This window comes from Ferrimonas aestuarii, assembly GCF_005116665.1.
Lineage (GTDB): Bacteria > Pseudomonadota > Gammaproteobacteria > Enterobacterales > Shewanellaceae > Ferrimonas > Ferrimonas aestuarii.
The window spans coordinates 121,342-133,637 of record NZ_SWCJ01000013.1; the positions used below are offsets into that span (position 1 = coordinate 121,342).

At 46.9% G+C, this 12,296-nt stretch carries 10 protein-coding genes and 1 tRNA gene; 5 read left to right on the forward strand and 6 right to left on the reverse strand.

All coding sequences use genetic code 11. The features are described 5' to 3' along the window. The first annotated feature begins 1 nt into the window (after position 1). Together darT and FCL42_RS15510 are read left to right on the forward strand one after the other, a co-directional pair. A complete protein-coding gene (gene darT / locus FCL42_RS15505) occupies positions 2 to 1,318 on the forward strand; it encodes a type II toxin-antitoxin system toxin DNA ADP-ribosyl transferase DarT (RefSeq protein ID WP_136864329.1) in 1,317 nt (438 codons plus the stop codon). Positions 1,319 to 1,330: 12 nt separating this feature from the next. After that, positions 1,331 to 2,470, forward strand: coding sequence for a macro domain-containing protein (locus tag FCL42_RS15510; protein ID WP_136864330.1), 1,140 nt, complete (start codon positions 1,331 to 1,333; stop codon positions 2,468 to 2,470). Here the strand turns inward: FCL42_RS15510 and FCL42_RS15515 are convergent. From FCL42_RS15515 to FCL42_RS22060, 3 genes are all read right to left on the reverse strand, one after another. Continuing rightward, on the reverse strand, positions 2,459 to 3,610 hold the full coding sequence (locus FCL42_RS15515; RefSeq protein WP_136864331.1) for an HNH endonuclease: 1,152 nt from the start codon (positions 3,608 to 3,610) through the stop codon (positions 2,459 to 2,461). The genes FCL42_RS15510 and FCL42_RS15515 overlap by 12 nt on opposite strands. Positions 3,611 to 3,790: 180 nt before the next feature. After that, positions 3,791 to 4,600 (reverse strand): hypothetical protein, encoded by an 810-nt coding sequence (locus FCL42_RS15520; protein ID WP_136864332.1) that lies wholly within the window; start codon positions 4,598 to 4,600, stop codon positions 3,791 to 3,793. After that, a complete protein-coding gene (locus FCL42_RS22060; RefSeq protein ID WP_324612884.1) occupies positions 4,597 to 4,899 on the reverse strand; it encodes a helix-turn-helix transcriptional regulator in 303 nt (100 codons plus the stop codon). Before FCL42_RS22060 ends, FCL42_RS15520 begins: the two co-directional genes overlap by 4 nt. Before the next feature lie 114 nt (positions 4,900 to 5,013). Here FCL42_RS22060 and FCL42_RS15530 point away from each other — a divergent pair, with 114 nt between their 5' ends. Further along, the gene (locus FCL42_RS15530) at positions 5,014 to 5,514 is read left to right on the forward strand and encodes a hypothetical protein (RefSeq protein ID WP_136864334.1); all 501 of its coding nucleotides are present in this window, start codon (positions 5,014 to 5,016) and stop codon (positions 5,512 to 5,514) included. 194 nt (positions 5,515 to 5,708) lie between these two features. Here FCL42_RS15530 and FCL42_RS15535 read toward each other — a convergent pair whose 3' ends face one another. Next, the gene (locus tag FCL42_RS15535) at positions 5,709 to 7,439 is read right to left on the reverse strand and encodes a methyltransferase domain-containing protein (protein ID WP_136864335.1); all 1,731 of its coding nucleotides are present in this window, start codon (positions 7,437 to 7,439) and stop codon (positions 5,709 to 5,711) included. A 131-nt stretch (positions 7,440 to 7,570) separates the two neighbouring features. Then, entirely contained in the window at positions 7,571 to 8,377 is an 807-nt protein-coding gene (locus FCL42_RS15540) for a hypothetical protein (protein ID WP_136864336.1), read from the reverse strand. 315 nt (positions 8,378 to 8,692) lie between these two features. Here FCL42_RS15540 and FCL42_RS15545 point away from each other — a divergent pair, with 315 nt between their 5' ends. After that, positions 8,693 to 10,156 (forward strand): DUF7467 domain-containing protein, encoded by a 1,464-nt coding sequence (locus FCL42_RS15545; RefSeq protein ID WP_136864337.1) that lies wholly within the window; start codon positions 8,693 to 8,695, stop codon positions 10,154 to 10,156. 87 nt (positions 10,157 to 10,243) lie between these two features. Continuing rightward, the gene (locus FCL42_RS15550) at positions 10,244 to 11,086 is read left to right on the forward strand and encodes a DNA ligase (RefSeq protein ID WP_136864338.1); all 843 of its coding nucleotides are present in this window, start codon (positions 10,244 to 10,246) and stop codon (positions 11,084 to 11,086) included. Between the two features lie 1,084 nt (positions 11,087 to 12,170). Here the strand turns inward: FCL42_RS15550 and FCL42_RS15555 are convergent. Continuing rightward, a tRNA-Asp gene (locus FCL42_RS15555) sits at positions 12,171 to 12,247 on the reverse strand. Between the last annotated feature and the right edge of the window lie 49 nt (positions 12,248 to 12,296).

The following is a 12,296-nucleotide window of genomic DNA, read 5'->3' on the forward strand; positions in this document are numbered from 1 at the left end:
TATGACAGTACCAACAGAGTTAGCCGAACGTTATGCATACCACTTTACTTCTATTGATAATATTGCATCAATAATTCAAAATGGATTACTTTGCACATCAGAGAAAGCTAGGCAAGGAATTGTGCATATTAATGTTGCTGAAGAGGGCATTCAAAAAAGAAGAAGTGAGATGGAGGTGACCTGTAATCCTGGTGGTTGTGTACATGACTATGTACCATTTTACTTTGCAAAGAAAACTCCAATGTTGCTAGCGGTGATCAACAAGAGGAATGTTGATCAAGATGAACTTGTTTATCTTGCTATTCCTATCACGATTCTTACTAGCAGAGAGGATGCTGTTTTTACAGACGCTTCAGCTAATACCGAAGTCCCACCTAACTTTTATAACTCAGAGAATCTTGAACAGCTAACAACTCTTAACTGGCCTATTATTGATTCGCGGAAATGGACGTATCCTCCTGCTGAAACTAACCAGAAAATGGCTGAGCTGCTGGTTAAACAATCTGTGAGCTTGGCTGATGTATCACACTTTATTGTTCAGAGTCAGGAAATTGCAAACCAGTTATTCAAAATTTTTCGTGATTTAGGTGTTGGGGCTCCAAAAGTTTTTATCAATAGTGACCATTATTTTGATTGGAGTGGTCGGTTGATAGGGGTTGGGCCGAAAAGGTTAAAAAGAGAACTTGATGAAGCGATAACAGATGTCTGTAAGGCTCCGCCTGCTACAACCCCCAAGTTCGTCTCTGTAAGAGATGCATTGGACAAATTGGGGGCTGACTTCAATTTGATTAAAGAACTTTCTGATATAGACGGTCTCATGGCGAACTACCCTCCTCACAACTGTGATGTAGGAGAACATACGCGTAAGGTTGTTAATGGGCTTGATGGCATTGCAGAATACCAAGAACTTTCAGATGAATTGAAAGATATAGTTAAGCTAGCTGCTTATTTTCATGATATTGGTAAGGGGCCAAAAGAACGCTGGCCTAAACATGTGATGAGTAAGCCAGATCATAATCACGTTTTCAGCTCACTAAAGATGGCTCGCCGAATTCTCAAAGAAGAATTTGTTAAGCTAGATGACCAAACTGTCTCTTTAGTCCTTATGTTAATCGCTTATGATGATTTGCTAGGTGACATATGTGGTAATGGAAGAGACGAAAAGCAATTATTTGATACAGTAAAAAGCAAGACACAACTAAAAATGTTGATTGCACTTAGTACTGCTGATGTATCTTCCATCTGTTTCTTCTGGAGTGCCCAACTTGACGCTTTTATTTCAAGAAGTAAAGAGGAATGGATGCAGCGTTTGCCGTGATTGGGACTACTTATGATTAAATTTAAACAAGGCGATTTCTTTGACTATGATGCTGATGTTAGAGTAAACACAGTAAATTGTGTTGGTGTCATGGGGAAAGGAGTTGCTGCTGCCTTTAAAACAAAATTTCCAGAGATGTTTAAGGAGTATGCTCGCTTATGTAAACTGGGTGAGATACGGCCGGGCAAGCCGCATTTATGGAAAGAGGGAGATATGTTCTCCAAGGCTCTTGAGATAGTTAACTTCCCTACGAAAGATCACTGGAGAAAGCCTTCTGAATATGAATATATAGAGAGCGGTTTGCAGTGGATGCATGACTATCTTGTTGATAAAGAGCGTTCAACCATAACGCTACCCGCTCTGGGTTGTGGGCATGGTGGCTTAGATTGGGATAGAGTTAAAAATCTCATCTCCAAGTATCTTGGTGAGCTCGAGCACGATATATTAGTGTTCGAGCCAATTAGCTCAGTAAATGCGGAGTCTACTTTTGCTTCCTTTGAAAGCAGAAAGAAAGCGTTGAGTGAGCTTGAAATATCTACGATCGAAAATGTTGACTCAAGATATCCAGAAAGAATTAAAAGCTATACAGATAGGCCTTTATTCGTATTAGGTGATATCCCAGAGCGCTATGATGTCACAATTATTTCTAGTTCATCACCGGATGAAGAAGAAAGTAATGAAATAAAATGCGTATCAAAATTCTGTATTGAGAATAGACTTTCAGTAGTTCTTGGGCCAAGTAAATATGAAAAAATAGCTGCGAGAAATATAGCTAATCTGTCAAGTTGTAAAGTGGCCATTTCTTTACCTAGCGGAATATCAACTATCTCTAAGAAAGCAAATGAGAAAGTCGAATCAAATTACGTTTCTATCTTTTCAATGGGCAACCCAGACTCAAGTTATGATAGAAAAGAGTATATGCCATCAGTAATCAACCGGTTGTTGATGGCAGACATTGTTTTCATAACTACAGAGAAGGTTTCTTGGATCAAAAAGTATAAAAAGTACTTCCCGATAGGTAAGACATTTATTTCATCATCCAACACTGACGTAGAAGGTTATCACGCTATATCCCAGTTGTTGGCAGCAAAGACTATAGACTTTGCCAATAAAGATTGCCTAGAAAACATTCTGGTAGAATCAGAATCTTGAGTGCATAATTTCTGATGGAGTCATGCGGTATCCATACATTTGAGTGTCTTGATAAGCATGAACTCCGTCATGGCAATTATGGCAGAGTGATATAAGGTCGAGGTCGTTTTCGCGGCCTAATCGGTCATACACAATATGATGCACACACTGCGCAGGCTTATGACAAGATTGGCATTGCCATTCGTCTCGATTAAGTATTCTATCTCTAGTCTTACTCCACTCCTCAGTATTGTAGTAAGTGCCAAAAGTTGAGCTGTCTTCGTCAGTTACCTCGCCCAAAGAGATTTTTCGTCTTATCTCTTCTATCTTCTCTAGATTAGCTTTCTTAGAAGCATTATGTAATCTATTATTCCACTGAATCCAGATATTTCGAGTTTGTTCTTCAAGATTTTCGTCGAAGGCGCTAAGGCTATTAATGTCCAAGACGGTTTTCTTTGGAATGCTTCTGACGTGTTTTCCACATACTTGGCATTGTTCGACAACTGATAAGTTGCTAGGGCTGAATTTTCTTAATGTAAGCTCTGTTTGGGGGTGGTCGCAGTATTCAGGGTAAGTTGGTTCAGGGTTTGTCTTTGTATATTCCTTAACAAATTCTTCCCTGTTGAAATTGGCGTAAGTTCTATTATTCCTCAGATGCTCTGATACGACTTCACCTCTTTTCTCGCACCATACCCGATACTCGTTGTCTTCTACCCTTTGGATACTTTTGTCAAATATAGGATAGTGCTCCCAGCCGGGTGAATCTGCCTTTCTTCTATCTCTAAGGTTACGTCCACAACTCAGGCATTGCTCAACAACTCGTGTACTACTATCCCTATTATATCTCAAGCGCCATTCCGTTATGTTGTGAGCGCACGGTTGCGGTTTCTGAGGAGCAGGGTTGTGAAGCTCATATATAGCAAGCTTAGTTTCTAGCTCTCCCATATAGACATCATATTCTCTTGGGGAAATATTAGAGCCTAACTTTAGTTCACGTATCTTCTTTGAGGTCTGCTCAATGACTTTCTGGCAGTCAGAGCGAATCGCTAGGTGAGTACGGTTTAGTTCAATTGTTTTATATGCTTGGCTCTGTAGAGCTTGCTGCTCTCGGATCTCTAGGATCAATTCTTCTAGAGGGTTGTCATTTCTAGGGTAAGCCATCTGCGATCACCAAGATATAAAAAAATCTATTTTGATAGAGGATGTTGTGGCCTTTCCACCTTGATGTCAACTGGGTTAGAAGCGAAGCAGGCTCACATAATATGAACCTGCTGTAGTGTTGTTAGTTAGTATAGCTATAATACCCCGAAATATAGATGGGTGTAGCTTCTATACGGTTCATTACCAGTATCTTCTTCTTGTGTCTCGGACAAGGATGCCCTTGATTGGCTTCGTGAGATTGTATGTGAATTGTATTTGCCTTCTACTAATGCTATCCAATTTCAGCAATGAGATACAAAGCTGAGTTCCTTTTAGCGCATATTTTTTAGTGCCTTTCCTAGTTCTTTTGTCATGTTTTGTTTCGAAGGAAACAACTTTCCTCCACATAATCTTGTATGGATAGGAAACTCCTTCAATAAATTCACTGATGTCTCGGCGATGAGTAGGCTTAGCTATAACACCGTCTCTTATATGTTTCGCTGATTTTGATTTATAGAACTTTTTTAGCTTTTTATAGGCACAATCATTTGCTGCCGTTCTAGTTGAAATTAGATGATAATGTGGCAGCCAGAGCTTAGGGTCATCATGGTAATCAAACTCTATACAACCAAAGATTGGCCCTTCAAAATGAGAGCGCGAGATCGCTTTTCTTAAGTTGTCTTTCGACCTTCCCAGATCAAAGCTCTTGGGACCTTTGTTGCTACAAGCATATTCATAATCAATTAGTGTGATCATCTGCCACTGCTGATCGCTAGCTTCGATTTCACAGAGCAGTTGTGAAAGCATTTTCTCACGGTAGTTTCGATTGCAGACCTTACAAGCAAGGCTTCTACACTCGATCTGGTCTTCGATGCACTCACGTAGCCTAGAAGCTAGCTCCCAGCATGCATTTTCCCCCGATTTCTCTAGCCATTTAATCCGTCGCTTGTTCTCTTTGACAGCATCTTTATGACTTTCGAATTCGCTCCAACTAGAGATCGAGTAGTTCATTGCTTACCTCCACAGAGTGCCCACTTTGCGGTTTGTCTACTCTCAATCCATTCGGAGACTTCGGATGATCTCCACGCAACGTTTCTGGGGCCACTGAGTTCTACGGGGGCAGGGAATCTGTTGGCTAAAATCAGACGGTATAGGGTCGATCTTGATAGTGCGGTCGTCCCCAACACCTCACGAAGTTTCATTAACCGTATGTCTGTCATTGTTTTGCTCCTGTTTGTGCATGACAGCAACGGGTTCACAGTTTTTCTGCTTTTAGCTTTTTCTTCGTGAGCCTCACGATATAAAGTCATATATATCAGTATTATAGGCAGATTTGCGCGTGAGCCTCACGGGTGGTGCTGTGCTCTTGATTCGAAAGGTGAGACGGGGTAAAAATCAGTTAGTTGGTATCGAGGAGGCTCTGTGTGGATATGCCTGTTTCTGATCAAGAGCGACAGAGAAATGTCAGCAAGAGACGTAAGGAATCTGGGCTAGTAACTAAGAAGTTGCACCTGTCGGGCCTGTCTTTGGCCGAAATTGAGGCCGTAGCCGAATCGTGCGGTTATGACAAACCGGAATCTCTCTCGAATGAGGAGATTTCGATGCTTATCGAGTACTGCATCACGGCGACACTGAAGGCATTGAGGCCAGGTTACGCTGCTTCAGTGCCTGACTCTCAGGACAAGCAGTTGGCAAGAAAAGTGAAGCGTGTTGTGCATCATCGGAAGCGGCAAGACGACACACCGGTCGAGATAGCTACATTCATAGCTGAGTCCGGTTACCCCGTGCCGGATTCGTTGGATTTAGCGTCTTATATCAGGCGGCAAAGAACGACCGATGTATTGTTAGGTATCATTGACGGTAATCCGGAGCAGAAGGTTAGTAGCACTTCCCCTAGTGCAGAGGGTAGTTATGACTTTGACTGATTCAGGGTCTCAACAGCTTACCTCGGCATTTTAGTAACATCGTTGGTAACACGGCTTGTTATTTTTATTTGATTACCCGTTGATTTATCTGGTTTTGGTGGCCTTTATCAGTCCCCTAAGGGGCCACCATATACAGAAAGGCGTAACACTCAGGTGTTACGCCTTCCTCCTCTCTACACTTTCAAGCCTTCACCCTACCACTCCCGCAACTGCAGTCGATTCTTAAGACCTGCACTTTGCAGACCCATGGCTTCATAAACCGCTTCGAACTCCCGACAACCAAATTCGAGACTGGCCAGAGACACTTGTGCTTGTGCAAAAAACTGGTTGCGCTCGGCTTCTTCGCTAAAGGCCGCTTGCCACCACTCCAACACCCGCGACCGAGACTCAGTTAAGCGGCTAGGATTGGGCAGTCGATCCGATTTGCTGGTGTTCTCTGAGCTGGTTGCTGGTAGCAGGTTCCAACGGTCGTTATTAGGCCAGTGGGCAAAGGGAAGGCAGTGATCGACGTGGGCACTTCGAGGCGTTATCGCATCGCCACTCCAAACGCTTTGCAGCCGATACCCCGCTTGGTGTAATGAGGTCATCTTCTGGCGAATTAAGGAGGTGTCGTGTTTGGGGTCCACCCATTTCAGGTGCTCATAATAATCACCGAGGGAAACAGGCTGAACTGAGCGATGCTCTTGCTCCTGATTGCACTTATAGCGGCGCATCTCATTTACCCACTCTTGAGTTACTAATGGCTCAATCCAGCTGTGATAGGTTCGCAGGCAGTCCCACAAGCTCTCATCCAAAATGAAGTTGCCAAAGCTGGCGAAATACTCGTTATCTAGCAGCACCGCCCCTTTACCTCTGGGGCTCCGACGCTCAAGTAAAAACAGTGGTTGATCCGGGTTGTCTCGATAGGTAAAGGTGACAGGCCCCTCTTTGATGGTTTTGAGCACATCTTGAAACGTTCGCTTTAATGCATCCGCCTCCTGCTCGTTAAGGTACGCCCCCACCATCAGGTCATCTGGGCCAAAGCGATGATCTATCAATGCTTGCCAACCCTGCTTAATAAACCCGAGCTTACTGTTAGTTCTTGGGCTTTGATGCAGATTGCCAATATGGCAAAGGCGCAGAAACTGGCGAGTCCAATACAGCGCCACTAAGCCCGCAGGCAGTGCAACCTTGCCATCACTGCGATCAATCAGTGAGCCGGGGTGAGCATCAACAATGCGCAACAGGGTTCTGAGCAGTGCCAACTTATAAGTGGCTGACTTACTGTCATTTAGAATCACATGACGAATGGTCGTCAGGTTATCGCTGCCATCTTCAGGCTTGCTTAGCACTACAGTTTGCCAGCTCACCTGAGCTCGCCCCAGAGCATCACGGTCAGCATCGGTAACTTGGGTGAATACTAGGCCATGTTTTTTGGCCAGCGTCTCTAGCTCTTGCGTGGATACCGAGTACTGCTTACGGCCATCATCAAAAGCGCCATGACGCAGCGAAATCACCAATCGACCACCGGGATTAAGCAACCGAGCTAGCTTGCGGAACGCGCGCGGGCGAGCGGAATGAGGGACGTGCATCCACACCGCACTTACAAGAATCAGGTCGAAGCGCATCCCCAATTTGGACACTTGGGAAAACTCAGGAAGTGAATCACTCAACCAGTTCACCGCAAGCCCAACCGTATTGAGCTCACCAATGGTTTTCAGTGCCTTTGTTGGCTCAACCGCCACTACTTGAGCGCCTCGAGCAGCTAGCCATTTTGCATCACGACCACTGCCTGCGCCGATATCCAATGCGAACACGCTGCGACAATCTTGCTTGGGCCAAAACGATTGCCACGACGCATGCACCTGCTCGAACGATAAAGCATCGTAAGTCTGCGCTAACGAATCAGCATTAGTCTCATAGTAATTGGCGGTGACGTGGTCCATCGATTCAAGCCAAAAGCTGGTGCATAGATGGCAACCAATTTACGCCATTTAATATTATTTTCCAGTTAGTTACACAAAAAAACCAACCAGATCAGGAGGTTTGCCCAACAAAAGCCAAACCTCCCCACACACTACTTTATCGCGGCTTCAAAGCTGGCATTGATCAGGTTAAAGCCGTCCATTTCATCTCGGCTCATCAGGTGGATGTCACTGGCTGGGGCGCTTTCTAGAGTAAACCAGTAGAAGGATTCATTGATGCCCAGTTCGCGGTAAAACTCCAGATACTCTTGGTGAACAGGATGGTTACGAGGGAAGTCCATCGCTTCGCCGTCATCGGCGCCCCAGGAGTGCACACCGTACTCGTATTGGTTCTCAACCGCGCGTTTTACCCCTGCCAAGAAAAAATCGGCACCGCCGGATGCCACAAAACCATCCTGTGGCAATACGGTGTTGTAACCTTTATGGCGCACCGTCATGGCGACCTCTAGGTTGACGCTGTCATCGAATGAACCTTCGATGTCGTGCAGGTACATCACCTTCTTATGCTCGCGAGTAGACAGAGCGTATTCCATCGCCGCCGAGTAGGTGCCATTGGGCCCATAAAGATGCACGCCGTCATCTTTAATCAGCCACTCGGCTTTCTCAGGGGTGCCCATGTAACCTTCCATCACGCCAACAACCGCGTCATTAAACAGGAACACCGCGCAGCGGTCGCCACTGTAGGTTCGCTGCTTGCCGATGGCGGAAACGGTATCGAAGGTGGCTTCAAGCTCGAAATCGGCAGCAACCCCATCAATCTCGATGATGTTGTTAAAGCACTGCCCCATGGCGTAGGGCATCTCATCGATGAACCCGTAGGGCGCAAATTCATTATTTTTTGCGGTTGCGGCGGCTGCGGCCAACACCAACATTGCTGCGATAGTGCCTCGCTTGAACATCTCGACTCCTCATTTTCGTTTTCTCATCAACCCATTCGGCTGACGAGACCATTGGCCTCTAATCGATCCAGCTTATCTAAAACTGACTGAAATCAAACCAATAATTTACGAGGTTCTCCCCTTGTAGAGCCGGAAAATTGTGAGCACTTCTTTCATCGCTGGCCACGACGCCTTTGTCTCTTCAAATTTCAGTCGCATTCAGTTTCATAAAATGTCCAGTAATTTTGCGAGATCGACTATTGTCGGCCATATCTTGCCTATACTCCTTGAGCGTTCCTGTTATTGCCGATCCAAGCGATCGCAAGGAGTCCACTCATGCCTTCAAAACTCAAAGCTAGCGGTTCTAAGCTAGCCATAAATCTGCTCTGTAGCGTCTCTATATTATTCAGTGCTTCCACCCTTTCCGAGGGTAACGAGATGCTCGGCCCCATCGCTAATACCACTGACAACCAAATGCTTATAGAAGCCCTGCAACGGGGCAGCAAAATCCGGATCTCAGGCACAGGCCTACATTCATTGCCAGAAACCCCTGGCACAATCTCCATTGATGTAAACCCAGGTGAAACCATTGAAAGAGTGCTGCTGTATTGGCAAGTGTTCGACGAGGATCTCGCCTACGACGTCGACATTGACGTTGAACGCATGGGCTCTGGTGTTACTACTCCCGTCACCGGCACCGTGATAGGTGAATACGTTGAAGGCTTTGGCGGCTCCCCAGATACCGCCTTTTACAACGCCTACAGCGCCACCATTCGCGCTGACATCACGGATCTCAATCTGGTTCAGATGGGCACTAACACCCTGTTGATCTCAGGGCTGGATCTCATTGCCCTGCCTAACCCTAACTTTGGCGACGATGGCCGAAATGGCGCAGGTATCATGGTGATCTACAGTGATGGCTCCAGCAGTAGCCTGCAGCTCGTCGATGGCCACGATGCCGCATGGTGGGAGCGAAATTACCCAGGCAGTGTGAAGTTCTCTGAAACTCTTGGTTCGACTGTGCCGGTTCGGTTTAATTTTGCCCCCAGTACGAGTGAACGCTTTGCTAATCTGTCGATGTTCGTCTCCAGCGTCGAAGGCAGTGGCCAAACCGGTGACGATCGCCCTTCCGTGGTGATCATCCGAGTGGGCAACGACGCTGCCAATGAGATCAAAGACGTCAATGTGCTGATGGGCAACCGCGGCGAAGAGTGGGATGATTACGTGCGGAACGTACCCATTCCAGCTGGCGTAGATTTCGTTGAAGTCGAGATATTGTCGCAAACCGATCCCCTCAGCGACCTTAACCCCGATGAACCTAAAACCGTCGACCCAGCGTCGTTCGTCTGGTTAGCCGCGGGTCTGTCTACGCCGCAAGTGAGTGAAAATGCCTGCGAGTGTCGCCCTAAAACTCTCACCTTTACCTATGTCGGCGGCAGCTGTGATGCATCCAATAACGATCAAGGTGACGACTTTAAGTGTACCGGCGATCTTAATAATGCCCCGACCATCTCGGTGACCACCTTCCGTCACAAGTTCCGATTAGATGAAACCCAGCGTGACATTCTAGTGCTAACCCCCACCGTATCCACCGGAGGCGAGCTAACGGTAACGGCTAATGGCCAACGAGGTAGAGCTGGGCGTCTACCCGCCCAGACCAAGCTGCTACTTAGTGCTGATGGCAAGGTACAAACCTTAGATATTCATACCTCCTGCTCCATTCCCCTCAACACCGGCGATCAGTTCGGCCCGCTCGTTCTGCAAAGCTTTGTTAGCCGAGATAACTGCGAAGTGGAATAAGCGACAACAGAAAGCAAATGGACTTGCTTTCAAACCCTTCCACAACGGCTAAACTCAATGGCCTGAGCGGTCAAACAGGGAGGTTGTATGCTCAATAACAAAATAGGTGTGTTTTCCACACTGGCATTCAGCGTATTTCCATTTCAGGTACAAGCTGACTCACCGGAGATCATGCTGGCGACCGATTACCTGCAACAAGCCAACATCAGCCAGTTCCTCATTAGCGAAAAACTCGATGGCGTCAGAGCCTATTGGACCGGAGACAAGCTAATCAGTCGCAGTGGCAATCAGATCATGGCACCCAAGTGGTTTACTCAATCGCTGCCCGACTTTGAGCTGGAGGGTGAACTGTGGATAGGCAGAGGGCAATTCAGTCGACTGTTATCGACAGTAAGAGACCAGCAACCTAACGAACTGGAGTGGCGCAAGGTTGGCTTCTACCTGTTCGACATTCCAAACAATGTGCAACCCTTTGAAAAGCGCTACCAAACCCTTAAGGCACTTACCAGAGAGCTTAACAGCCCCCACATTCGAGCTATCCCGCAATTTAAAGTCAGCAATCAGAAGCAATTAGATGAAAAGATAAAATGGATTAGTGACTCAGGCGCAGAAGGCTTAATGCTGCACCACAAAGACAATCACTATCTTCCTGGCCGCTCGCATCAAGTGATGAAACTCAAGCTACATCAAGACGATGAAGCCTTAGTGATCGATCACGTCGCTGGCAAAGGCAAGTACACCGACATGATGGGTGCTATTGTGGTAGAAACCAAAGACGGCAAGCAATTCAAGATTGGCAGTGGCTTTAGTGATGCCGAAAGAGCGTCGCCACCACCAATAGGCAGCATAGTCACCTTCCGCTACAATGGCACCACAGAAAATGGCATTCCCCGCTTCGCCCGCTTCTTGAGAGTGCACCCAATGCTGTAAAAAGCACTCTAAGGACACTGGGCTCTGACGTGCGTCAGAGAAGCGGTTTCGGAGTTGGGCAATAACAGTAGGTTCAGAGAAGCAGTTTCGGGGTTAGGCGATAAGGGTAATTAGTTCAAAGCTTGCAGCAGCCAACCATCCCCAACACCTTGCCGGCGAACGCCGGTATCCAGTGACATTTCTTGGTCAAGTTCTGGGCTCGGGTGTCTGTTGTATCAGAGAGCACTCACTTAAGGACGCTGGGCTCTGACGTTCGTCAGAGAGGCAGTTTTGGGGTTAGGTGATAACGGCAGGTTCAGAGAAGCAGTTTTGGGGTTTAGGTGATGACGGTAAGTTCAGAGAAGCAGTTTCGGGGTTGGGCGATAAGGGTAGGCTTATAAAATAGTTCATAGCTTGCAGCAGCCAACCATCCCCCCAACGCCGGTATCCAGTGACATTTCTTATTCAATGTCATCGAGCTCAAATGTTTGTTGATGCTGACAACTCGTCAAGGGCACTGGGCTCTGACGTGCGTCAGAGAAGCGGTTTCGGGGTTGGGCGATAAGGGTAGGCTCATAAAATAGTTCAGAGCTTACAGCAGCCAACCATCCCTCCCAACGCCCTGCCGGCGAACGCCGGTATCCAGTGACATTTCTTTATTCAAGTACTGGGCTCGAATGTCTGTTGTATCAGAGAGCACTCACTTAAGAACGCTGGACTCTGACGTCCGTCAGAGAGGCGGTTTCGAGGTTGAGCGATAACAGCAGGTTCAAAGAGGCAGATCCGTCTTCAGCGGGATTGGTTATGAAAAGGAGTATTGTCTATTTTCAAACGCCAAAAACGAAAAAAGCCCTGACCGTAAGGTCAGGGCTATTTCGTTTGTTGGCGGAGTGGGTTTTGAGCGACCGAAACGCAGTTTCGCAGCGCGAAAAACGCGAAGCAGGATGCTGAGCCGGGCGGCGCACCAGGGATGGGTTAAACCCCTGAAGGTGCGATTAATGCCCAGCGAAGTACAACCCTATGCGGGTAGTCCACTCCGTATACATATTTTTTCAAACGCCAGAAACGACAAAACCCAGCTCAAGGCTGGGTTTGTCGAAATTGTTGGCGGAGTGGACGGGACTCGAACCCGCGACCCCCGGCGTGACAGGCCGGTATTCTAACCAACTGAACTACCACTCCACCGAAATTGGCGTCTGACGATGACCTACTCTCACATGGGAACTCCCAC